The organism is Actinoplanes cyaneus (genome assembly GCF_016862095.1).
Taxonomy (GTDB): domain Bacteria; phylum Actinomycetota; class Actinomycetes; order Mycobacteriales; family Micromonosporaceae; genus Actinoplanes; species Actinoplanes cyaneus.
Genome location: NZ_BOMH01000027.1, coordinates 154,499 through 178,002 on the forward strand (window position 1 = coordinate 154,499; position 23,504 = coordinate 178,002).

General features: G+C 72.2%; 19 protein-coding genes. 6 read left to right on the forward strand and 13 right to left on the reverse strand.

All coding sequences use genetic code 11. From position 1 onward, the window contains the following. Window positions 1–704 precede the first annotated feature (704 nt). The gene (locus Acy02nite_RS17715; protein WP_203741943.1) at window positions 705–4,034 is read left to right on the forward strand and encodes a TIR domain-containing protein; all 3,330 of its coding nucleotides are present in this window, start codon (window positions 705–707) and stop codon (window positions 4,032–4,034) included. Here the strand turns inward: Acy02nite_RS17715 and Acy02nite_RS17720 are convergent. From Acy02nite_RS17720 to Acy02nite_RS17730, 3 genes are all read right to left on the reverse strand, one after another. Beyond that, a complete protein-coding gene (locus tag Acy02nite_RS17720) occupies window positions 4,016–6,940 on the reverse strand; it encodes an AfsR/SARP family transcriptional regulator (RefSeq protein WP_239174962.1) in 2,925 nt (974 codons plus the stop codon). The two genes, Acy02nite_RS17715 and Acy02nite_RS17720, sit on opposite strands and share 19 nt — an antisense overlap. A gap of 253 nt (window positions 6,941–7,193) precedes the next feature. Further along, the gene (locus Acy02nite_RS17725; protein WP_239174963.1) at window positions 7,194–7,940 is read right to left on the reverse strand and encodes a MerR family transcriptional regulator; all 747 of its coding nucleotides are present in this window, start codon (window positions 7,938–7,940) and stop codon (window positions 7,194–7,196) included. A gap of 13 nt (window positions 7,941–7,953) precedes the next feature. Further along, window positions 7,954–9,336 (reverse strand): serine hydrolase domain-containing protein, encoded by a 1,383-nt coding sequence (locus tag Acy02nite_RS17730; protein ID WP_203741947.1) that lies wholly within the window; start codon window positions 9,334–9,336, stop codon window positions 7,954–7,956. Between the two features lie 294 nt (window positions 9,337–9,630). Here Acy02nite_RS17730 and abc-f point away from each other — a divergent pair, with 294 nt between their 5' ends. After that, entirely contained in the window at window positions 9,631–11,259 is a 1,629-nt protein-coding gene (gene abc-f, locus Acy02nite_RS17735; protein ID WP_203741949.1) for a ribosomal protection-like ABC-F family protein, read from the forward strand. A 58-nt stretch (window positions 11,260–11,317) separates the two neighbouring features. Here abc-f and Acy02nite_RS17740 read toward each other — a convergent pair whose 3' ends face one another. Next, window positions 11,318–11,752, reverse strand: coding sequence for a tautomerase family protein (locus Acy02nite_RS17740; RefSeq protein WP_239174964.1), 435 nt, complete (start codon window positions 11,750–11,752; stop codon window positions 11,318–11,320). A 109-nt stretch (window positions 11,753–11,861) separates the two neighbouring features. Next, window positions 11,862–12,329, reverse strand: a complete 468-nt coding sequence (locus Acy02nite_RS17745) for an Hsp20/alpha crystallin family protein (RefSeq protein ID WP_203741951.1) — start codon at window positions 12,327–12,329, stop codon at window positions 11,862–11,864. A gap of 234 nt (window positions 12,330–12,563) precedes the next feature. Here Acy02nite_RS17745 and Acy02nite_RS17750 point away from each other — a divergent pair, with 234 nt between their 5' ends. Beyond that, on the forward strand, window positions 12,564–13,610 hold the full coding sequence (locus tag Acy02nite_RS17750) for an alanine racemase (protein ID WP_203741953.1): 1,047 nt from the start codon (window positions 12,564–12,566) through the stop codon (window positions 13,608–13,610). Window positions 13,611–13,702: 92 nt separating this feature from the next. On the opposite strand, the gene Acy02nite_RS17755 is transcribed toward Acy02nite_RS17750, so the two are convergent. The 6 genes from Acy02nite_RS17755 to Acy02nite_RS17780 all read right to left on the reverse strand — a co-directional run bounded on the left by Acy02nite_RS17755 (window position 13,703) and on the right by Acy02nite_RS17780 (window position 19,310). Beyond that, a complete protein-coding gene (locus Acy02nite_RS17755; RefSeq protein ID WP_239174965.1) occupies window positions 13,703–14,314 on the reverse strand; it encodes a VOC family protein in 612 nt (203 codons plus the stop codon). Window positions 14,315–14,677: 363 nt separating this feature from the next. Further along, window positions 14,678–15,448 carry a metallophosphoesterase family protein gene (locus tag Acy02nite_RS17760; protein WP_203741955.1) on the reverse strand — a complete coding sequence of 257 codons (771 nt, stop codon included), beginning with the start codon at window positions 15,446–15,448 and terminating at the stop codon, window positions 14,678–14,680. 60 nt (window positions 15,449–15,508) lie between these two features. Next, on the reverse strand, window positions 15,509–17,170 hold the full coding sequence (locus Acy02nite_RS17765; RefSeq protein ID WP_239174966.1) for a cellulase family glycosylhydrolase: 1,662 nt from the start codon (window positions 17,168–17,170) through the stop codon (window positions 15,509–15,511). Between the two features lie 107 nt (window positions 17,171–17,277). Beyond that, a complete protein-coding gene (locus Acy02nite_RS17770; RefSeq protein WP_203741957.1) occupies window positions 17,278–17,712 on the reverse strand; it encodes an acyl-CoA thioesterase in 435 nt (144 codons plus the stop codon). Beyond that, window positions 17,709–18,323 (reverse strand): TetR/AcrR family transcriptional regulator, encoded by a 615-nt coding sequence (locus Acy02nite_RS17775; RefSeq protein ID WP_203741959.1) that lies wholly within the window; start codon window positions 18,321–18,323, stop codon window positions 17,709–17,711. Before Acy02nite_RS17775 ends, Acy02nite_RS17770 begins: the two co-directional genes overlap by 4 nt. A gap of 84 nt (window positions 18,324–18,407) precedes the next feature. Continuing rightward, a complete protein-coding gene (locus Acy02nite_RS17780; protein ID WP_239174968.1) occupies window positions 18,408–19,310 on the reverse strand; it encodes an acyl-CoA dehydrogenase family protein in 903 nt (300 codons plus the stop codon). Between the two features lie 229 nt (window positions 19,311–19,539). Between Acy02nite_RS17780 and Acy02nite_RS17785 the strand changes: the two genes are divergently transcribed. Together Acy02nite_RS17785 and Acy02nite_RS17790 are read left to right on the forward strand one after the other, a co-directional pair. After that, window positions 19,540–21,021, forward strand: a complete 1,482-nt coding sequence (locus tag Acy02nite_RS17785) for a DUF1996 domain-containing protein (protein WP_203741960.1) — start codon at window positions 19,540–19,542, stop codon at window positions 21,019–21,021. 2 nt (window positions 21,022–21,023) lie between these two features. Continuing rightward, window positions 21,024–21,566, forward strand: a complete 543-nt coding sequence (locus tag Acy02nite_RS17790) for a DUF305 domain-containing protein (RefSeq protein ID WP_203741961.1) — start codon at window positions 21,024–21,026, stop codon at window positions 21,564–21,566. 197 nt (window positions 21,567–21,763) lie between these two features. Here Acy02nite_RS17790 and Acy02nite_RS17795 read toward each other — a convergent pair whose 3' ends face one another. Further along, window positions 21,764–22,132 (reverse strand): VOC family protein, encoded by a 369-nt coding sequence (locus Acy02nite_RS17795; protein ID WP_203741962.1) that lies wholly within the window; start codon window positions 22,130–22,132, stop codon window positions 21,764–21,766. 61 nt (window positions 22,133–22,193) lie between these two features. On the opposite strand from Acy02nite_RS17795, the gene Acy02nite_RS17800 reads away from it, so the two are divergent. Further along, on the forward strand, window positions 22,194–22,652 hold the full coding sequence (locus Acy02nite_RS17800) for a MarR family winged helix-turn-helix transcriptional regulator (protein ID WP_203741963.1): 459 nt from the start codon (window positions 22,194–22,196) through the stop codon (window positions 22,650–22,652). A gap of 178 nt (window positions 22,653–22,830) precedes the next feature. Here Acy02nite_RS17800 and Acy02nite_RS17805 read toward each other — a convergent pair whose 3' ends face one another. Next, window positions 22,831–23,502: an NADPH-dependent F420 reductase gene (locus Acy02nite_RS17805; protein WP_203741964.1), complete on the reverse strand. Its 672-nt coding sequence runs from the start codon at window positions 23,500–23,502 to the stop codon at window positions 22,831–22,833. Window positions 23,503–23,504 lie beyond the last annotated feature (2 nt).

A 23,504-nucleotide genomic window follows, 5' to 3' on the forward strand; every position in this document is an offset into this window, starting at 1 on the left:
TGGGGTCGAGCCATTGGGCAGCGTTTCTGCAGCGGCTGGCACGTGGGCGGCCGAGGTGGCATCAGTCATGGCTGGCGTCGGCTTCAGCGCAGCGGAATGTTAGGGGGCCGGACATCCACGGGGGAAGATGCCCGGCCCATGTAGATCAAAGCACATGACCCCTCATGTCCGCTATGCGGTGTGCGCCATTGAATGTCGCGGAGTCGACGAGGCCTCGGCCGCACCGTCGACCCGGGGCACGGACGGCGGGCAGACGGCAGGCGGCGGCTCGCCGAGTGGCGCGGCCATCGCGCGGCGCAGGCCGGCGCGCGGCGCAGGCCGGCGCGGCCACAACCGAGCGGCCATCACGCGGCGCAAATGGCGCGGCCACAACCGAGCGCCATCGCACGGCGCTCGAAGACGCGGCGCCGGCCGGCTGGGTGGCGGCAACGCCGGAGTGGGCAGGGCGTGTAGGAGGAACGGGCGGGCGGCGGCGGAATCGCGGGGCGTGCGGGCGGCGACGCCGCGGCGAGCAGGCGTGCGGGCGGCAACGCCGGGGCGAGCAGGGCATGCGGGCGGCAACGCCCGGGCGAGCAGGGCATGCGGGCGGCAACGCCCGGGCGGGCGGGAAGGACGGGCGGGAGGGACGGGCTGGCTTCGCTTTACCCGTGGACTGCTGACATGGAGAATCGGTCCCCGCTGATCATCTAGACCGCGGGAATGTCATGCCATTTGATGGTTTTATCTCCTACAGTCACGCCGCTGATGGGCGTCTGGCGCCGGCTGTCCAGCGTGGTCTGCATCGGTTGGCGAAGCCGTGGCACCGGCGGCGCGCGTTGTGGATCTTCCGGGATCAGACCGGGCTGGCGGTCACGCCGAAGTTGTGGACGTCCATCCGGGAGGCGCTGGACGGGTCGAAGCATTTCGTGTTGATGGCGTCGCCGGAGGCGGCGCGGTCGTCGTGGGTGAACCGGGAGATCGAGCACTGGCTGGCGACGAAGTCCGCCGACCTGATCCTGCCGGTGGTCACCGACGGCGAGTGGCGGTGGGACGCCGGCGCCGGGGACTTCACCGACGACTCCACCGCGGTGCCGACGGCGCTGCGGGGCGTGTTCGCCGAGGAGCCGCTCTTCCTGGGTCTGCGCTGGGCCCGCGACGATCTGCACCTGAGCCTGCAGCACGTCCGCTTCCGGGACGCGATCGCGCAGCTCGCCGCCCCGATGCACGGGATGAGCAAGGACGACCTGGAGGGTGAGGACGTCCGGCAGCACCGGCGGGCACGCCGGCTGTGGACCGCGGCGACGGCGATGCTGGTGCTGCTGACCCTGGTGGCGTCGTTGACCGGGTTCGTCGCGGTGCGCAACGCCGGCCGGGCCACCACGGCGGCGGCCGAGGCCCGGGTGCAGCAGCAGGTGGCGTCGCAGCAGCGCACCACCGCCGAGCGCGCCACCGAGGAGTCGCAGCGTCAGCAGCAGTACGCGCAGGTCCAGGAGGAGCGGGCGAGCGCCGCGAAGGTCGAGACCGCGCGGCAGAAGCTGCTCGCCGGGGAGCAGCGGGCGCTGGCTGACGAGGCGTCGGCGGAGGCGAAGCGGCAGCAGGACGCGGCGGACCGTTACCGGGCCGGCGCGGAGCGGCAGAAGGCCAATGCGGAACGGCAGGAGCAGCTGGCGCGGGGTGCCGGCGAGGACGCGGAGCGGCAGCGGGCCGAGGCGGGGCGGCAGAAGGCGGAGGCCCGCCGCCAGCAGACGCTCGCCGACCAGGCGACGGCGCGGGCCAAGGAGCAGCGAGCGCTCGCCGAGGAGTACCGCCGGGCTGCCCGCCGGGCCGACGAGGAGCGGGAACGGCAGGAGCGGCTGGCCCGGGCGGCGGCCGACGAGGCCCGCCGTCAGCGGGAGGCTTCGGCGGCGCAGCAGCGGGTCGAGATCAGCAGCCGTCTGCTGGCGCGGGCCCGCGCGATGGCCGCCGACGATCCCCGCAAGGCCCTGATGCTGGGGGTGGCCGCGCAGCGCCTGAACCCGGGCGCGCGGACCGCCGAGCAGCTCAGCCATCTGGTCATGTCGACGCATCACGCCGGCGCGCTGGGCGACGTGAGCGACGTCGTGTGGCTCGCCGGGCAGACGGTCGCCACCGTCGGCGCCGGCACGACGGTGGTGCTGTGGGACGTGGCGAACCCGGCCGGGCCGGTCCACCTGGCGACGTTGGAGGCCGGCGCGACGGCGGCGACGTCGCTGGTGGCGAGCCCCGACGGCCGTACCGTCGCCGTCGTCGACGGCCGATCGGCGGCTCTGTGGAATGTGGCCGATCCGGCCCGTCCGGTGCGCCTCGCGCCGCTCACCGACGCCGCGGGGATCGTGTCGCTGGCGTTCAGCCCGGACGGCAGGACCGTCGCGACCGGCACCAGCGACAAGGATTCGGTCCTCTGGGACATCTCCGGGGGCGTTCCGGTGGTGCTGTCCACGCTGCAGGACGCGTACCGGCTGCAATTCACCTCGGACGGGCGGAACGCTGTCACCAGCGGCGCGATCGCCACGGTCTGGGACGTGGCGGACCCGGCTCATCCGGTGGCGGGCGCCAAGCTCGCTCCATCGTTCGGCGAGCCGTTCGCCGACGCCCGCATCGAGGTCGACCCGAAGCTGCCGGTCGTGGCCGTCGAGGCCGGTGGGGACTACGTGGCGCTGTGGGACCTGACCGATCCGGCCCACCCGCAGCCTGGGGCGTCGAAGCTGGCGGTGACCGGGAAGGCTCATCTGAGCGCGATGCGGTTCAGCGCGGACGGGCGCACGCTCGCGTTCGCCGACGCCGCCGGCACGACAGTGCTGTGGAACGTCGAGCCCGGCGACTGGCCGTGGCTCTCGACCCGGCTGGCCACGCTGAGCACGCCCGGCGGGCCGGTCCGGTCGCTGGGTTTCAGCGGCGACGGGCGGACGCTGATCACCGCCGGCGCGCGCCGGACAGCGACACTGTGGAGCGTCAAGGGTCCCTTCGCGCGGGACGCGACAGCCGTACTGCCGGGGCCTGTTCCGCAGAAGATCGTCGGCTTGGCCTTCGGGGCCGGCGGCCGCTCGCTGATCGCGGCGGGCAGGAAGGGCGGGGCCATGTCGTGGGACGTGACCGACCCGGCGGGTCCGGTGCGTGGTGACGCGGTGCCGCTGCCCGGCGGCACCGTCGAGGGGATCACGCTCAGCCCGGACGGCGGGACCCTCGCTGTCGCCGGCACGGACGCGACGGTGACGCTGCTCGACCTGAGCCGCCCGGCCGCACCGCCGACGCTGGCCACGATCAAGGACGGCACCGCCGCCGTGGCCGCGGTGACATTCGCTCCGGATGGGCGCACCCTGGCCGTCGGCCGCAGCGACGGGACGACGACCCTGTGGGATCTGACCGTTCCTGATCGGCCTGCGCGGCTCGCCGCCCTGCCTCTGCGCGCACCGATCTCGGCGATCGCGTTCACTCCGGACGGGCGGACCATGGCCGTCGGCGAGAGCAACTACGTGGCGATGGTCGACGTGACGAAACCCGCCGCGCCGGCGCAGCTCACGTCGGTGCAGCTCAAGGATTACGCGTACGCCGCGAACGCGCTCGCCTTCAGCCCGGACGGGCGCACCCTGGCGGCGGGCGCCGACAACGCGACGACCATGCTGTGGGACGTCGCCGACCCCGCGCAGCCCTACCTGACCGGGACGCTGGTCGGTCACACGAACCAGGTGCTGTGGGTCGCGTTCGGCCCGGACGGCCGCACCCTGGCCAGTGCCAGCCTGGACAACGCCATGATGCTGTGGGACGTCGCTGACCCGGTGAGCCCGATCCCGTACGCGCTGATGAAGAGCCCTGACCTGCAGAGTTTCAACGTGGCGTTCAGCCCGGACGGACGCATGCTCGCGGCGGGCGGCACCTACGGCGAGCCGAGCAGGAACGTGACGCTGTGGGACGCGACGGTGCCTGCCGACCTGGCCGCCGACCCGGTGCGGCGGGCGTGCACGATCAGCGGGCGCGGCCTGGACGCCGGCGAGTGGAAGCAGTACGTGCCGGAGCTGCCCTACCGGCCCACCTGCTGATCGAGCGGGGGCACCCGGAGGTCGGCGAGGATGCCGCGGGCGCGGGCGAGGTGTGACTCGGCCGCGCCCGGGTCGGGGTCGGTCGCGGCGAGGCCGTCGTGGGCGCGCGCCGTCTCGTAGCGATCGCCGATCTCCCCGGCCAGCCGCAGGGCCTGCTCGTGCTGGGCGCGAGCCTCACTGGTCTCCCCCGCCCGGCGCAGCACCTGTCCGAAATCGTTCAGCGCCTCGGCCTCGCTGGCCCGGTCGCCGATCCGCCGGTGCAGCAGCAGCGCCCGCCGCAGGTGCTCGGCTGCCTCGGTGAGCCGATCCTGGCGGGCGTGGATCGCGGCCAGATCGGTGAGCACGTACGCCTCCGCGGTCCGGTCACCGGTGCGCCGGACCGTGCCGAGGCTCCGTTCGAGGTGGGCGGCGGCGCGGTCGAGCGGCACCGGTCGCCGCGGCAGCCGCGCGAGCAGCGACAACACGTACGCCTCGCTGAATTCGTCACCGAGCGTGACGTACAGGTTCAGTGCGCACCCGAACCGCTGCGCCGCCCGCTCCGGCTCGCCGAGCCGTGCGTCGATCAGTCCCAGCCGGACCAGCGCGTCGGCCTGCCCGGGCTCGTCGCCGAGCTGTCGATGCAGCTCCCACGCCTGGTGGTAACGGCCGACGGCCCGCCGGTAGTCGCCCAGCAGCCAGTCGACGCTGCCCAGGTTGCGCAGCACCTGCGCTTCGGCCGCGCGATCACCCAGCTCCTCGTAGAGAGCCAAGGCTTGCCGGTACGTCGTGACGGCCGCATCCGGGCGTCCCTGCCGCCGATGCAGCCGGCCGAGATGCGCCAACGCCCGTGCCTGCGCCGCACGGTCCCCGACGGCGCGGGCCGCGGTCACCGCCGACGCCGTCACGGTCGCCGCCTCCGCTGCCGGGCCGCCGGCGTCGAGGTACCGGAACAGCGTCTCGGCCAGGGCGACGGTCTGCTCGTACCAGCCGTGCGCCGTGCCGTACGCGCACATCACGGCCAGGTTGGGCCGCTCCGCCTCGAGCCACGCCGGGGCACCGTCCGCACTGGTCGCCGCCGCGCTCGCCCCGGCGAGGTAGTGATCGAAGAGCCGGGTCAGCGCCGCCCGCCGGTCCGGCTCGGTGTCGTGCCCGGCGGCCAGCTCCGCGGCGTAGGCACGCAGCAGATCGTGCATGCCGTACCGGCCACCCCGGCCGGCCTGGACCAGACTGGCCCGGACGAGCACGCCGAGCAGTCGCCGCGCCTCGACCGGGCCGACGCCGGCCAGCGCCGCCACCGCGTCGAGGTGCGCGGTCTCGCCGGGGTGCAGCCCGAGCAGCCGGAACATCCGGGCCGCGGCGGCCGGCAGGTTCCGGTACGACCAGGAGAACACCGCCCGGACCTCGGCCCGCGGGTCCCCGCCCGCGTCGAGCAGGTCGAGCCGGCCCTGATGGTCGCCGAGCTCGTCGACGAGGTCGGCCAGGGGCACGTCACCGCGACCGGCGGCCAGCTCGGCGGCGATCCGCAGCGCGAGCGGCAGCCGGGCACACGCCCCGGCCAGCGCTTCGGCGGCGGCGGGTTCCCGATCCACCCGTACGCCGATCAGCTTGCGCAGCAATACCACCGCGTCCCGAAGCGGCAGCAGATCCAGGTTCACCCGCTCGGCGCCGTGCACCGCCACCATCCCGGGCAGCGAGTCGCGACTGGTGATCAGGACCAGACACGAGCCGGTGCCGGGCAGCAGCGGCCGGATCTGCTCCACCGAGGACGCGTTGTCGAGCAGCACGAGCATGCGCCGGCCGGTGAGCTCGGACCGGTACCGCCCGGCGCGCTCCTCCGTGCCGGGCGGGATCTCCGGCCCGCGCACGCCGAGCGCGGTGAGGAACCCGGCGAGCGCGTCGGCGACCGTCACCGGCTGCTCGGCGTCGTAGCCGCGCAGGTTCACGTAGAGCTGCCCGTCCGGGAAGGCGTCCCGGACCCGGTGCGCCCACCGCACGGCCAGCGCGGACTTGCCGACCCCGGCCGTGCCGGACAGCAGCGCGACGGTCAGCGGCGGTTCGTCGCCGCCGGGCGAGACCAGCAGGCCGTCCAGGGTGGCGAGCTCGCCGGCACGCCCGGTGAACGCCCGTACCTCAGCGGGAAGTTGAGCCGGAACCGGCGCGGTCGCGGCCGGCGAAACCACGGAATCGTTGCCCGGCAGGTCGAGGGCGGGATCGGCGGCGAGGATCTGCTCGTGCAACCGGCGCAGTGCCACGCCCGGGTCGCTGCCCAGCTCCTCGGAGAGGGCCCGACGGATGCGCCGGTACTGCTCGTCGGCGTCGGCCTGGCGGCCACATCGGTACAGCGCCAGCATCGCCTGCGCGGCCAGCCGCTCGTCCAGCGGATGCTCGGCGACGGCCGCGGACAACCCGGGCAGCAGCTCGCCGTGCCGGCCCAGCCGCAACAGCACGTCGTTGCCGTCGAGCTCGGCGGCGAACCGTTCGTCGAGCAGCGTGCGGCGCAGCGCGTTCAGCCACGGCGTGTCCAGACCGGCGAACGGCTCGGCCCGCCACAGGCCGAGCGCCTCCGCGACCAGACGGGCCGCTTCCTGATCGGAATCGGCCGCCCGGCTCGCGGTCATCAGCCGCCGGAACCGGTGCAGGTCCACCGCCTGCGGATCCACGGCGAGCTGATAGCCGCCGGACTCCTTGCGGATCTCCACCCCGGCGGCCCGCCGCAGCCGGGACAGGTAGCTGTAGAGCGCGCCGGCCGCCCGCTGCGGCGCGTTTCCGCCCCACACACGATCGACGAGCTGGTCCACGGTGACCGGACGACCGGCCTCGACGAGCAGCACGCCGAGCACGGATCGCTGCCGGGCATGTCCCAGATCGACGATCTCGCCGCCGACGCGGGCCTCCACCACGCCGAGCACACCGAACTCCGCCGCCAACTGACCTCCGCACGCCCGTCGCCCACCAGGCGATTCAAGAAATCCACCAGGACGGTACGAGTTTCGCATGCTTCGTACAAGGTCAACCGGCGAGCATGGACGCGTTGCAAGGGGCGGCAGGTCGCCCGCGCCCGGTTACGCCTGCGTAACGGGGGAATCGGGACGCCACAGCGACTTCACCGGCGACGAGCGACCTGCCCTTTGCCCCGCCCGTTCCGCGGCGCTGCCGTGATCCGGGCCCGCGCGCCCGGACTCAAAGGTTAGTCTTCGCCAGCTCGGCGATCCGGGCCCAGGCCGGTGAGGACGCGCCGGCCGTCACGGCGGCCAACCGGGCGATCGTCGGGTCGGGCGCCGCCTCGGCCTCGGCGTGCCGGCTGGTGAACCATTGCCGGGTCCGCTCGGCCAACGGGCGCAGGCGCGGATCGTCCGGCGACCAGTCGAACGCGGCGTCGTAGTCCACGTACAGGGTGCGGAACTCGGGATCGGCGATGGCCGCGAGTTTGTCGGCGATCCAGGCCGCCGCCTGTCCGGGCGCCACTGACTGCAACAGGATCCACAGGTCGCGCTCGAGCAGCACGGTGCGCTCGCTGACCCCGATCTCGCGCAGCCGCTCCAGGTAGCCGGCGACCTCCGGCGAGACGAACAGCCGGTCCCCGCCGTGGAGTTGGGCGATCCGTTCCCCGGCCCGGCGGATCTGCTCGGCACGCTTGCGCAGGTTGCTCTCGATCTCGCCGATCGCTTCGGCGAACTGCTCCGGCCCGGCGGCGAGGAGCTCCTTGATCCGGGCCAGCGGAACCCCGGCCTCGGCCAAGGTCCTGATCTTGACGAGCTGGATCGCATGCTCGGCGCCGTAGCGTCGATAGCCGGAGGAGTCGCGGGGCGGCTCCGGCAACAGGTCCCGGTCGTGATAGACCCGCACCGCCTTGATCGTCACGCCCGCATACCCGGCGAGCTGGCCGATGGTCAGCAGATGCCGCCCACCGGCCGGCCCGTCGCTCATGAGCCGCATGATCTCAGATGGAAACGCGGCGGGTCAGCCGACCGCCGGCGCACCGGTACGCCGCCCCACCGTGGTAGGACACCAGGTAGTACGACGGCAGCGCGTCCAGCGGCACCCCGGCCGGGGCGAAGAGGTCCTTGCCGACCGGCACGTAGCGTCGCGGTGGTGCCGTGAACGAGCCACCCACGAAGCCGGTGAAGATCTGCTCCTGGCTGGTGTCCGCCGGCTCGTAGGTCACCTGCTCCTCCAGTCCGCCGTCCACGACGCGCACGTCGATCCGCAGCTGGTTCGAGCGGTAGGTTCCCGCGTACGGCTCGAGATCGACCTCCTCTGGCGCGTAGGCCGGCGTCTCCACCTCGCCGAACTGGCCAGCTAGCCGGTGCAGCAGTTCGTCGTGCAGCGCGAGCGCCCGGGAATCGTTGCCGTACGCGGTGAACACCAGGTCGTGCTCCGGCACGACGGCCAGCACCGCCACCCCGCCGGGCGACGCGCCGGACATGGTCAGCACCGTCGTGCCACCCAGCGACCGCACCAGCCAGCCGAGGCCCACGGGCGTCGTGTCCGGCGTACCCAGGTCGTGGGTGATCGTCCGCATGCCGGCGACCGACTCCGCGGACAGCACCCGCGTGCCCGACACCGCCGAGCCGTCACCGAGGTGCACCCGACCGAAGGCGAGCAGATCCGCGACGGTGCCGATCGGCGTGCCACCGGCCGGTCCCCACGTCCGGGGCAGCATGAACATGCCGGTCGGCCGGACCTCGCCGGTGGCCGGGTCGGGGAAGTGCCCGACAGCGGTGGAGCGCAGGATGGCCCGCTCGGCGGAGGTGCACGCGCCGGCCATCCCGGCGGCCGCGAAGACGTCGTGTTCGAGCAGTTCGTGGTACGGCCGGCCGGTGACCACCTCCAGCAGCCGACCGGCGACGATCATGCCACCGTTGGAGTAGCTGACGTACTCGCCCGGCGCGAAGAGGCTGCCGCATTCGCGGCCGAGCCGCTCCACGTAGATCTCGAGGGCGTCGCGGCCCCCGGCGTCCGGGAAGAACAGGTCGGCGTCGATGCCGCTGGTGTGCGTGACGAGGTGACGAACCCGGATCTTCTCGGCGGCGCCCGGCGTGGTCAGCCGGAACTCCGGCAGATGGTCGACGACCCGCGCGTCCAGGTCGAGGAGGCCCCGCTCGACCTGCTGAAGCACGAGCGTCGTGGTCATGATCTTGGTGATGGATCCGAACAGGAAGCCGGTGTCCTCGCGCATGGGCGCCCCGGTGGCGAGGTTCGCCACGCCGTGGGCGACGACGGCCTGCTCCCCGGCGTGGTAGAGGCCGGCGACGATGCCGGGAACCTGGGTGGCGTCGCAGAAGGCGGCGATCCGCTCCTTGATACGTGCGATCTCGTTCATGCCGTAGATCCTCGAACCCTGCCCCTGGGGCAAGGTCAAGCGCTGATCCGACGATCCGCCGGCTCGTCGCGTCGACGCATGGTGATGAGCACTGCCGAAAGACAAATGCCGCGGACTCGGGCTAACATCGAGGCGGTCTCGAGAACGGGAGCAGACCGGTGTCAGTGGACGACGACGTTTCGGGGACAACCCGCTGAAGCGGTCACCGACGTGCGCGTTTCCCCGCGCCGTCCGCGTGGCCTTCCTCGTCGTTCCCTGATCACGGTTCATCTTCGTACCCGCTGAGGCCTTCTGATGTCTATCGTTTGCACCAATCTGTCCTTTTCCTGGCCGGATGACTCCCCGGTCTTCGACGACCTGTCGGTCTCGTTCCCGCAGGGGCGCACCGGCCTGGTCGCCGCCAACGGGTCCGGCAAGAGCACGCTGCTGCGCCTGATCACCGGCGAACTGACCCCGGCCGGTGGCAGCGTCGTGGTCGAGGGCACGCTCGGCTATCTGCCGCAGCACCTGCCGTTCCTCGCCGGGCAGACCGTCGCCGAGGTGCTCGGCGTCGACCGGATCCTGGCGGCACTGCACGCGATCGAGTCCGGCGACGCCGCCGAGGAGCACTTCACCACGATCGGCAACGACTGGGACATCGAGGAGCGCACCCGCGCCGAGCTGGACCGGCTCGGGCTGGGCGGCATCGCGCTCGACCGGCGCCTCGGCACGCTCAGCGGCGGCCAGGCAGTGTCCCTCGGGCTCGCCGGCCAGCTGCTGAAACGGCCCGACGCGCTGCTGCTCGACGAGCCGACCAACAACCTCGACGGGCCGGCGCGCGAGCGTCTGACCGAGGTGCTGCGCGGGTGGACCGGCTGCCTGCTGGTGGTCAGCCACGACCGCGCGCTGCTCGACGAGATGGATCGGATCGCCGCGCTCGAGCACGGCGAGGTGCGGTGGTACGGCGGCAACTTCACGGCGTACACCGAGGCCGTCCAGGCCGGGCGCGAGGTCGCCGAGCGGCAGGTCCGCAACGCCGAGCAGGACCTCAAACGGCAGAAACGGGAGATGCAGCAGGCGCGGGAGCGGGCCCAGCGGCGCGCGTCGAACGCCTCCCGCAACCTCGCCGACGCCGGGCTCGCGCGAATCGTCGCCGGCGGGCTGAAACGGGACGCGCAGGTGTCCGCGGCCAAGGCCGGCGAGACGCACGCCAACCGGGTCGGTGACGCCCAGGCCCGCCTCGACCAGGCGTCCCGCGCCGCCCGGCAGGACGACAAGATCGCCATCGAGTTGCCGGGCACCACGGTTCCGGCGGGGCGCACCGTTTTCCATGGGGAGAGACTGCAGATTGCGTACGGCGGCAGGCCCGTCTTCGATCCTCCCGGCGTCGACCTGGACGTCCGCGGGCCGGAGCGGATCGCCCTGATCGGTCCCAACGGCGCGGGCAAGTCCACCCTGATGCGGCTGATCAACGGTGCTCAGCAGCCCGATTCCGGCACCGTGACCCGCGTGGAGGGTCGCGTGGCGCACCTGTCCCAGCGCCTCGACCTGCTCGACGAGTCCCGCACGGTGCTGGAGAACCTCACCGAGCGGGCGCCCGCGCTGACCGACGCGGAACGGATGAACCTGCTGGCCCGCTTCCTGTTCCGGGGCGCCCGGGCGCAGCTGCCGGTCCGCGTCCTCAGCGGCGGCGAACGACTGCGGGCCACCCTGGCGTGCGTGCTGTTCGGCGACCCGGCCCCGCAGTTGCTGCTGCTCGACGAGCCGACCAACAACCTCGACCTGGACAGCGTGGCCCAGCTGGAGGCGGCGTTGACGGCGTATCGGGGCGCGTTCGTGGTCGTCAGCCACGACGAGCGGTTCCTCGCGGAGATCGGCATCACCCGCTGGCTCCGGCTGGCCGGCGGGCGCCTCACCGAGACCGCGGGCCCGGTGACGGTCTGATGGCCCCTGCGCGGCCGGGCCCGGTGCGGCCCGGCCACGCGGGGTCAACCCTGGCCGATCACTGTCCCTGGCCGATCACTGTTCCGCCGAGCCCGGACCGTGTCGTGGGCTGCCCAACCAGCTCGACGAGAACCTCATCGCGGCAGCCGTCCCCGAACACGGCGGTCACCGCATCGGTGAGAGCGGACACGAGCCGCGCGACGACGGTGGCCGCGTCGTCCCGCGCGAACACCTCTTCACGCAGGCCGAACGTCACCGCCGGCGCCGCCCGGGTGACCGCCGCACCGCCGCGCGCCCAGCGGCCGGCGGGAACACCGATCAACCTGACCTCGACCGAGGCGCGGGCCCAGTCGCCGTACACGGACACGACGGCGTCGGTCAGTGCGGTGATGAGCCCGGGCTCACGCCCGGCGAGTTCTTCTTCCAGCGCATACAACGTCACATGGGGCACCGGCAGGAGCCTAGAGCCATCCGCACGTCGGCTGGTGCTCACGGTCGTATTCGTCCCTTATGACGACCATGAGCACCAGCCGGGACGTGACCGAAGTCAGCTCCCGGGACCTGTCCGGGCTGCCCGAACCGGGCAGCCCGGATCCGCAAGGTCAGGACTTGGTGAGGGCGGGCGAGCTGGTGCCCTCGACGACCTCCGGCTGGTCGGTGGTCTCGCGGCGGTCACTGGTCGTGATGGCGATGCGGCGCGGTTTCGCGGCCTCGGCCACCGGGATCGTCAGCGTCAGCACGCCGTCCTGCCACGTGGCGGCGATCTTGTCGAGGTCCAGGCCGTCGCCCAGAGTGATGCGGCGCTCGAACGTGCCGGTGGGGCGCTCGCGGCGCAGCCACTGGACGTCGTCGTCGGTGCGCGCGGACCGCTCGGCGCGAATCGTCAGGACCCGCCGGTCGACGTCGATCTGCACCGAGCCCGGGTCGACGCCGGCCAGGTCACAGTGCAGGACGAAGTGCTCGCCGGAACGGTAGAGGTCCATCGGCATCGCCAGACCGGCGGCGCTGCCGCTCATCATCTGCCCGGCGAGACGGTCGAACTCGCGGAAAGGATCGAAAGTCAGCACCACGAACACCTCCTCATGACTGCCCGCCGGCCTTTCCGGCGAGCACGTGGCGCTCGGCTAAAGATCAAATCTGCCGAGGTCGTTGCATGAGGTCTTGCGGTTCATCACCGCGAATGACCAGCAGCGACAAGTAAGTTTTTAGCACTGTCCCGGCGGGAGTGCCAAGTCCTTTCGCCAAGATTCTCGCCGATGATCTTTACTGGGAGCGGCCGTGACGCCGTACCCCAGGAGGATGTTGTGGTTCTTGACCTGCCGACCCCGTGCCTGATCGTCGACCGGGACGTGCTCGACCGGAACCTGCGGGCGATGGCGCAGGCCGCGGCCGGGCGCGGGATCGCGCTGCGGCCGCACGCCAAGACGCACAAATGCGTGGAGATCGCGCGGCGTCAGCTGGAGTTCGGGGCCGCCGGGCTGACCGTGGCGACCGTCAGCGAGGCGGAGACCTTCGCCGCGGCCGGGTTCGACGACCTGTTCATCGCGTACCCGGTCTGGCCCGCCCCGCAGCGTGCCGCCCGCCTCCGGGAACTCGCGTCGCGGGTCCGGCTGCGGATCGGCGTGGACTCCGCGGAGAGTGCGCAAGCGCTGGCCACGGCGGTGCCGGGGCTGGAGGTGCTGGTCGAGGTGGACAGCGGGCACCATCGCAGCGGCGTTGCTCCCGGTGCGGCCGGCGCGCTCGCGGCCGCGGCGGACAATGCCGGATTGACGGTACGAGGGGTGTTCACCTTCCCCGGCCACGCGTACGGCCCCGACCAGCAGCGATCGGCCGCCGAGCAGGAATCCGCGGCGCTCGCCGAGGCCGCGGCGGGTCTGGACGCCGAGGTCCGCAGTGGCGGTTCGACGCCGACCGCCGCGCTGACCGGCCCCGGCGTGCTGACCGAGATGCGCCCCGGGGTGTACGTCTTCGGCGACGCCCAGCAGTTGGAGATGGGCACCTGCGGCTGGGACGACGTGGCGCTGACCGTGCTGTCCACCGTGGTCAGCCGCACCGGGAACCGGTTCGTCCTGGACGCCGGCAGCAAGGTGCTCGGCGCCGACCGGCAGGCGTGGGCCACCGGATTCGGCCGGCTCGTGGAGCATCCGGACGCCCGGATCGTCGCGCTCTCCGAGCACCACGCGACCGTCGCGCTCCCCGACGGGGTGCCGCTCCCCCGGCTCGGCGACGTTCTCCGCGTCGTTCCCAATCATGTGTGTACGACCGTGAACCTCGCCGACGAACTCGTGGTGACCGCCGCGGGGGCTGAAGTGGACCGCTGGCGCATCGCCGCCCGCAACGCCAACACGTGACACCCCCAGGCCCGAGACGGGTCGCGCACGGGCTGACGAACGACGCCATCAGGGAGAAGGACCACCGGGCGGTCCTTCTCCGGGCTGACGCCTCAGGACCCGAGGCCGGCGGCCTTCGCCATGAACGCGGCGTACCAGGCCGGCCAGTCCTCGTCGAACTTGCCGCCCAGCTCCTCGGCCTCGTACTTGCCGTGGGCGGCCGCCGCGCCGCGCAGCGCGTGCTCCAGCTCGGCGGCCGAGCCGTACACGACGTGGCTGACCCGGCCGGGGGCGCGCGAGGTGACCTCCTGCAGGAAGAACAGGTTCCCGTCCGGGTCGGCGAAACTCAGGAACGAGCCGTACGACTGGCGGTCCGGGTGCGGCCCGGCGACCCGGGCGGTGGTGCCGGCGTGGTGGAACACGCCGCCCGCGTCGTGGAAGATCTCGCTCGGCTCGGCGCCCTTGGCGACCAGTTCCTCGCGGGCGGCGACGATGTCGTCGACGACGATGTGCACACCCTTGCTGGAGCCGGGCGCGGCGTCGCTGACCCCGCTGCCGATGATGATCGACGTGGCCGAGCCGGGCGGGGTGAAGTGCACCAGCCGGAAGTCGTCGGCGCCCCGGAACTCCACGTCCTCCCGCCAGCCGAGCTTGTTGTAGAAGTCCTTGGCCCGGTCCACGTCCGAGACCGGCAGGACCACGATCTCGACCTTGAAGTCCACCATCGTCAGCTCCTCCGCTGCGCCGGATGCCTGGCGGCATCTCGCTGGGTCCCCACTCTGCCGCAGCGCGATGGCCCGTCGCCCCCGTGGAGAACCCTGGTGAACTCCCGGGGCCGCCCCCGAAAAGGCTCACCACGGGCGAGGCCTGCACCGGAGGCGGGTTCGAGGGCCGAAGCGAGAAGCACCATTTGCCATACGCCGTTGCGCGGCTGATCCGGGAGCCCAGCGGCACGACGGGCCGGAAGCGCTCCGACGCAAGGGCGGCTGGGGTCCGGGCAGCACTGCGGCGCGAGCTGTCCGGCTGGTGCTCATGGTCGTTATCCGGCTCGGATAACGACCATGAGCACCAGCCGGACCCTTCGGTGGTCAGCGGTGGTAGATCGGGGTGGTCCGGGCCCGGTACAGGCCGTGGCGCAACTCCGAGACATAGCCGTCGAGTTCGGGCATGCCGAGCCTTGCTGCCTCGGCCAGCTCGGCCTCCAGGTCGCAAGGAACGCGGACGAACTGGACGGAGAACGACGCCGGCTCGCGGGAGTCGAGAATGCCTTCCAGGATCACGTAGACCGGGGTCGGGTCGTCCATCGAGTTCCCGACGCTGCCGGTGTTGAACAGGGTCAAACCGTCCGGCCCGACCTCGTAGAACGGGTCGTGGGTGTCGCCGTAGCCGACGATCGTGGGCGCCGGGCCGTCGAGGCCGGTGGCCGGGGTGTTGGCGAACATGCCCCGGAACTCCTCCTCGCCGTGGTCGAAACGGACCCGATGGTGCACGCTCGTCGCGGAGGCGTGGAACAGCCGGACGCGGCGGCCGCTGAGCCAGAAGTCGTGGCAGAACGGCAGGTCGCGGAGCCACTTGCCCTGGCCCTCGCCGAGCTGGGCGAGCCACCAGCGCATGCCCTCGCTGTCGTAGGTCCGCTCCGGGTCGGGCAGGAAGTCGTCCCAGTTGCCGAGGATGTTGACTTCGCAGCGTTCCTGGCAGAGGTCCACGACCTCGCGGCCGCGCGGGCCCTTCCCGACGAAGTCGCCCAGGTTGTAGACACGGTCGATCCCGCGGTCGCCGATGTCCCGCAGCACCGCCTCGAGCGCGGTGAGGTTGCCGTGGACGTCGGAGATGAGCGCGATGCGATCGGGCCGGGTCACCCTCCGATCCTAGGACCGTCCGATCCTCGGACCGGCCCGGTCCGAGGATCGGAGGAAGGCTCAGGACAGGCTGACGTCGTCGAACCAGACCGAGCCCGCGTTGTCGCCGGACTTGAGGTGCAGTTGCAGACCGGCGGCGTGGTCCGGCGCGACAGCGTTCACGGTCAGCTTCGTCCAGCCGGTCGTCCCGCGCTTGAGCCGTGCCGACGTGTCCTGCCGGATCCACCGACCCCGCTCGTCGAACCAGCTCAGCGCGATCTCGGTGGTCCCGGTCGCGTTCTCGCCACGGGCCCACGCGGACGCCGACCAGGTCTGGCCGCCGCGCACCGGCGTCACCGGCGAGATTCGCAGTGACGGCAGTCCGCGCGGGTCACGGCCGGTGCCGGAGAAGCGCACCGAGTACGTCCCGTCGTGCGCCACCTCGTCGGTCTGCTCGGCGGCCCCGGCCGCGGGCAGGTTGTCCCGCCACGGCGAGTCCCGGTGGTCCTGCTCGAAGCTGAGGTCGAGCACGTCCTCGTAGCTCTCCGTGGCGGTCCACGCGTTGCGGACCACCGCGGCGGCCGGCTTGGCGGTGCCGTCGAGGCGGTAGAGCCCGAACTGGTACTGCGACGGCGTCACCGACACCATCGACCCGGCCGGGATCGCGCCCTGGGCGAAGTCGGTCAGCGTCCACGGTGACACCGAGCGGATCCCGGCGACCGCGGCCGCCCGGAACACCCGTGCCAGGTAGGCGGCCTGTTCACCGGGGCTGCCGACGCCGGTGCTCAGCCCGGTCTCGCCGATCACCATGGGCTCCGGCGCGACCGAGTCCCGGGCCTGCAGGATGTCGGGGAGCGCCTGCTCGGACTGGCCGTAGAAGTGGTAGTCGTGGTAGTCCAGCGGCACGTCGCCGAACGCGTCGCGCAGCTCGGCCAGGCCGTCCGGGCCGGCGTGCCCGTCGACCGAGACGGTCAGCGGCATCGTCGGCGCGAAGTCGCGGATCGCCGGGATGACCCGGCGGGCCCAGCGCACGGCCGGGAGATCGTACGGCGACATCTCGTTCTTGACCTCGACCGCGATCACGCGCGGGTCGTCGAGGTAGGGGCCGATCACGGCCTGCGTCCACTCGACGCTGCCGCCGACGAGCTTGTAGGACGACCACCAGTCGAACAGGGTCAGCTTCACGGCCAGGTTGTTCCGCGCCGCGATGTCGACGAAGTCGTCGAGCCGGTCGAGGTACTCCGGCTTCGGTGCGGGGAAGCCGAAGACCCGCGGGAAGACGACGATCCGGACGCTGTCCGCGCCGAGCGCCGAGATCCGGGCCAGGTCGGTGTCGATCTGCGCGGCGTCGAAGCGCGTCCACATCGCCGTCCAGCCGGCGCCGGACGGGTAGTAGTTCATCGTCTTGGAGCGCGTCACCGCGGCGAGACGCCCGGCCAGAGTCGGCGCGGCGGCCGGAGCCGGTCCGGCGTCGACCGGCGCCGGGTCGCCCGCCACAGGCGCCGGGTCACCCTCCACAGGCGCCGGGTCACCCTCCACAGGCGCGGGGTCACCGGCCACAGGCGAGTCGACCGGCACCTCGGCGGGCACGAGTTCATCGAGGACGGACGGGTCGGCCGGCTGGAGATTCGTGGCGGCCGGCTCCTCCGGGAGGTCGTCGGCCAGCGCGGGCGCCGCGGGTGCCAGCACACCCATGGTCAGCAGGCAGGACAGGGCAACAGCACGAAATCGGTCACTGCTCATCGAGGTACGGCGTCCCTTCACATCATCGCGGCAACGTCCGTTTCGGTCGCCGGGCGATCACGCGGAGTTCAGGCCGGTTGCGGTCCGGGGTGCGTCCGGTGCGAGGTTCAGCCCCGGAGCAGGGTGGCCGCGATCTCGCGGCCGCGGTCGGTCCAGGGCGCGGGGCGCATGGTGGCCCGGTCGAGTCCGATGTTGACGCGGTGGCCCTCGGCGAAGACGGTCCGCCCGTCGAGGGAGGTCAGGCGGAAACCGTAGGTGGCGCTGGTGGAGCCGAGGCGGTCGAGCCAGAAGTGGACGTTGATGTCACCGGGACCGGCGACCGGGCGGTGGAAGGTGATCGCATACTCCCGGACCACGTTGAACGTGTCCGGCGTGGCGGGACGGTCGCTGGAGAACCAGACGCCGCGCTCGTGCCACCACTGCAGGACGGCGCGCTCGACGAGCACCGCGTAGCGCGAGTTGTGCAGGACGCCCATCGCGTCCAGGTCGTCGAAGTGCACCGGCATGGTGATGACGGCGCCGGTTTCGGTCACGGTGGTCATGGCAGCTCCGGGAGGATGTCAGGATCGACGGCGACGGTACGGAGGTGGTCGTGCAGGGCACGCCGGGCGTGCCGGTACGCGAGCTCGGAGGGCTGCATCACCGCGCACACGCCGAGCGAGTCGATCAGGTACGCCAGCTGTGCCGGATCGGTCCCCTCCCGCAGGTCGCGGGCTTGGGTCGCGGCTCCGATCAGGAACGCCGTCCAGTCGCTCTGCTCGGTGGCGAGCCGGTCGCGGATCACGCCGGGGCGGGCGTTGAACTCGAAGTGCGCGTTCGCGAAGAAGCACCGGCCGGGCAGCGCCCCGGACTCGTAGAACGCCAGCCGGTGATCGTGCAGCGCCCACAGCCGTCGCACCCCGGCCGGCTCGGCGAGCGCCGGGCGGATGACCCGCTCGGTCCACTGCTCACGGGCCCGGTCGATGACGGCGAGTTGCAGCGCCTCCTTGGAACGCCAGTGCGCGAAGAGCCCGGACTTGCTCACCCCGAGCGCGTCGGCGACCTGGCTCAGGGACAGCCCGTCGAGCCCGGAGACGGTCGCCAGCACCAGCGCCCGGTCGAGCACAGCGGTGCGGGTCCGTTCACCGCGGGCCAGCCTGCCGTCCTGGGTCATACCCGCACTGTACAAAAAGACCGACCGGTCGTAAACCTTGTTTGTCCCCGCGCTCCCCGATGGTCCCGCTGCCCACGATCGGCCTCACCACGGCGCGCCCTCCTCCACGAGCAGGTGGCCGAGCTGTTCCAGGTCACTCTCGGCGTGGCTCTGCCGCAGGTAGACGGTCAGGTCGACGATCCGCTGGGCGTGCATCACGTCCCGGCACAGCGGATCGGCCCCGAGGGCCCGGCCGACCCGGTCGATCACCTCGGTGGCCGCGGACTCCACGACCGCCCGGGCCCGCAGCGCCAGCCGTCCGGCGTCGGCCCGGGGCTCCGCGTCGATCCGGCGGGCCGCGTCCTCCAGCACCGCCCAGGCCGCGCCGAGCGCGACGTCGACCGCGCCGAGATGCGCCAGGGCGTGCGGGCCGAGCTCCTTGCTCCGGGCCGCGGCGAGCAGCGTGTCCGCGACGGCGAGCGCGCCGCCGTACCAGCACGCGGCGACGCCGATCCCGCCGTGCCAGAAACCGGGCCGGCCGGCGTACTCCCCCGGTCCACCGACGGGCCGGGCCGGGGCGCCGGTGAAGCGGACCGTGCGACTGTCACTTCCGGACATCCCGATCGCCGGCCAGGTGCCCTCCAGTGGCTGCGCGTACGGTCCCTCGTTGCGCACCGCGAACAGCCGGATCCCGTCCTCGGCGACCGCTGTCACCAGCGCGTCGGTGCACCAGGCAGCGCCCGGGCACCACGGCCGGTCGCCGGTGAGCCGCCAGCCTTCGGGGGCGCGTTCCGCCCGTACCGTGGAGGGCGCCGCGGCCCACACACCCCAGCGACCGTCGTCCCCGGGCTCGTCGCCCAGCTCGGTGCGGATCGCCACGGCGTCGGCGTGCCCCTCGGCGAGCCGGCAGGCGACCAGGTCCGCGCGGCCGAGGGCGGCCAGTCCGCGGAGGCGTTCCAGGGTGTCGCCACGGCCGGGCAGTGGCAGGTCAGGCAGATCGATCAGCACAGCGAGCTGGTACCCAGCCGTTCGTCGATCAAGCACGAACCGCCTGCGAGCCTTAAAGAAAACTTAAGAAAAGAGTCCCGAAAAACTGTTATTCAATGGCCGTAACGCGGCCACCTGCACCGGCCCTGAGCTGGGAAAATGAAGTTTTTCCCGAACCATTGAATCGGCCGCGAGAGGTGCGCATAATTCGTCGCGCAGCTGTTCTTCGCCATTCAATTGAGGACTCGGTATGGCTAATGAATCGAGACACGTCGCTCCCCCGGATCCCCGGCGGCGGCGCCGCACGACGCGGGTGGTCCTGGGCGTCACCGTGACCGCGGCGCTCGGGGCGAGCGGCGTCTACATCGCCACCGCCGACGCCGGCGAGGTGGACGTCCCCGGCGCGTTGCAGGCCGAGGCGTTCACCGCGCAGCAGGGTGCCCAGACGGAGACGACGTCGGACACCGGCGGCGGCAAGAACGTCGGCTGGCTCGCCGGCGGGGACTGGCTGAAGTACCAGGGCGTCACCATCGGCGGCTCGACCCTGAGCGCCCGGATCGCCTCGGACAACGCCGACGGCGGCGCGATCGAGGCCCGGCTGGGCAGCCCGACCGGCACGCTGCTGGCGACGTTCCCGGTCACGAAGACCGGCGGCTGGCAGAAGTGGACGACCGTCACCGCGACGGCCGCGAAGGTTCCGGCCGGCAAGCAGGACCTGGTCCTGGTCATGACGAGCAAGTCCCGCTCGGACTTCGTCAACATCAACTACCTGCTGCTGGGGCCGGGTTCCGCAACCTCGGCCACGCCGCCGGTCGTGACGCCGTCGAGCGCCGCGGCCTCCACGAAGCCGGCATCCCCGTCCGCCGCGCCGAGCACGACCCCCGGTGGCTGGGTCGACGTGAACCAGGCCGCCTGGGACAAGGCGCTCGCGCAGTACAACGCGGTCGCCTCCCTGCCCGTCCCGGCCGGGACCACGATGGTCCCGGAGTTCCACACCGACTGCTCCGTCTCCGGTGAGGCGCCCGACGACCCGATCGTCTTCCCGAACCTGCCCGGCGCGTCGCACCTGCACACGTTCTTCGGCCCGAAGGTCACCGCCAGCAGCACCACCACGGACCTGCTCGCCGAGTCGACGACGTGCAACGCACCCGGCGACAACAGCGCGTACTGGGCGCCGACCCTGCTGCTCAACGGCACCCCGGTGAAGATGAAGAACTTCCGGGCGTACTACGGGGCCAAGATCAAGGACCCGAAGACGGTACGGCCGTTCCCGCCGGGCCTGCTGATGGTCCAGGGCGACGCCAAGCGGCAGGTCGCGACGCCGAAGGGCGCGAGCGGGCAGTTCTGGTGCGCGGGCAGTGCCGAGATCGGCCGCAGCGCCGACGGCAACTGGCCCAAGTGCGCGCCCGGCGGCAACCTGATCTACCAGCTGACCTTCCAGGACTGCTGGGACGGCAAGCACATCGACTCGCCCGACCACAAGTCGCACATGGGCCCGTCGGTCAACGGCGCGTGCACCGGTGACCACCCGGTCGCGATCCCGAGCCTGTCGCTGATGCTCAACTACGACTCGCTCGGCGGCGACGGTCTCACCCTGTCGTCCGGCATGGCGTCCTCGATCCACGGCGACTTCATGAACGCCTGGGACCCGGCCAAGCTCGGCGCGCTGGTCAAGGTCTGCCTCAACGCCGGCGCGAAGTGTGGCATCACCCCGTCCTTCACCGGCGGCTGACCTTGCGGTTCCTCGCCACCGCGGCGGCGGCGCTGCTGCTCCTGGCCGGTTGCGGCCAGGAGCAGGCGTCGCCGCCCGCGGCGTCCCGCACTCCCCCGCCGCCCTCGTTCGGCGGCACCGATCTGGCCTGGATCGAGATCACCCTGGCCATGGACGAGCAGATCCTCCCGCTGCTCGACGCGATCCCGGCGCACACCGCGACACCCGCCGTCACCGACTTGGCGACCCGGGTGCGCGCGGTCACCGAGGCCGAGCTGCCGACGCTGCGCGACCTGCACGACAGGGCGGGCCTGCCGGCCGACAACCCCCATGAGGGGATGCCGATGCCGGGAATGGTCACCACATCGGATCTAGAGGCAATGACCAGGCTTTCCGGTACGGCCTTCGACACCGCCGCCACCGAGAAACTGCACGAGGGTCTCGACCAGGCGATCAGTCTCGCCCGCAGCGAACAGGCCAACGGCACGGACCCGGACACCCGCGCCCTGGCCACCACCGTCCTCACCACCCGCACCGACCTCCGGCCGGGACTCTCGCCGGCGTAGCGGCCCGCCGCAGGCTTCCAGCTGGTGCTCATGGCTGTTATGAGGCACGAATAGCAGCCATGAGCACCAGCTGGCAACGGCGAGCCGCGGCACCGCCTGGACCACAGCGCACACCGCGCGACGCCGGCAGGCGGACACCCGCCACGGCCCGGCGCGGCCGCTCGTCGGCCGGGACGCCGAGCACCTGGCACCGCTGGTCAGACGCGGTCGTGGAGGGTGATGTGGTAGCCGTCGGGGTCGGCGAAGGTGAAGGTCCGGCCGAAGGGGCCGTCGATCGGCGCGGAGACGATGGTGTGACCGTCGGCGGCGAGCGCGTCGTGGATGGCCTGGACGTCGGTGGCGTGCAGCCAGATCGCGGCGCCGATGCCGGGCTGTGCGACGGCCGCGAGGTCGGTGCCGGGGATGACGTCGCGCAGCGCGAAGGCGATCGGCTTGGTCTCGAAGACGACGGCGTGCGGCGGCCCGGCCGGCGAGCGCACGAGACCGAGATACCGCTCGTAGAACGCCCGGGACGCGTCCAGGTCGCGCGCCTGCAGGGAGATGAAGTCGGGTCCGGTGACGGGCATGATGACGCTCCTTAGTTGTGTCAGGTTCCTGACACACACCAGCTTATGTCAGAATCCTGACATGAGTCAAGGCGGCGTCGGCGTTGATCTGGACAAGTCACTCGGCTACCTGCTGAAGGAGGCGTCGAGTGCTCTGCGCTCGGCCATGGAGGAGGTGCTGCGGCCGCTCGGGATGAACGTCACCCGGTACGCCTGCCTCGAACTGCTGGCACAACGGCCCGGCCTGTCGAACTCCGACCTCGCGCGGGGCGCGTTCGTCACCCGGCAGTCGATGAACGTGCTGCTCCAAGCCCTGGAACGAGAGGGCTACGTGACCAGGCCCGCGGAGGCGCCGGTCGGGAAGGTTCTTCCGACCCGGCTCACGCCCCTCGGCCGGCAGAGCCTCGAGAAGGCGACAGTGGCGGTCCGGTCCGTCGAGGTCAGGATGCTGGCCGGGATGACTGACGCCGACCAGTCAGCCGCGTTCCGGCTCCTGCGCAGCATGATCCACTCCCTCCGCGACAACAACGACCCGGCGTAGTCGGAGAGCGAGGGCTCCCGGCTGGTTCTCCTGGTCGTTATGAGGGACGGATAACGACCAAGAGAACCAGCTGGAACCGGGAGTCGCGCACCTGCCGGGAGTGGCAGCGGAATCGCGCGGGCGGTGTCACGGGGACCGGGCTCACGACGTACGCGCAAATGGGGTGAGAGAGACGCGCCTACCGTCGGGCCTCGGCGACGAGCAGGCCGCGCGGGGTGGCGGGGAAACGGTCGAGCATGGCGCGGATCTCGGTCGCGTCCACGTTGGCGCCGAAGAGCTCGGTGCCCGGCTCCATCCGGACTCCCGCGGCGAGCGGACCGGCCACGACCGGATCGAAGCCGAGGGCGTCGACCAGCGCGGACACCGTCGCCACGTCGGCGGGGTCGTCGCCGGCCAGGGCGATCGCACGCCGGCCGGGCGTGCCCGCGGGACGAGCGCCGTCCTCCAGGTCGTGGTAGCCCATGTGGTTGAAGGCTTTCACGACCCGGGCCCCGGGCAGGAACGCCTGCACCGTCTCGCTGGACGACGTGCGCGGGTCGGTCAGGTCGTCGCGGACGCCGTCGACCTCCCACCAGTAGTTCATCGCGTCGATCACCAGCTTGCCGCGCAACGGGGCAGCCGGGATGTCCCGGTACTTGCCGAGCGGCAGCGCCAGGATCACGATGTCCGCCCGGGCCGCCGCCTCGGCCGACGTCACCGCCCGGGCGCCCGGCGTGAGCACGTCGATGATCAGCTCGATCCCGGCGGGGTCGCCGGAGCCGGACACGAGAACCTCGTGCCCGGCGGCGAGCGCGAGCCGGGCCAGGACCGTGCCGACCTTGCCGGCCCCGAGAATGCCGATGGTGGTCATCG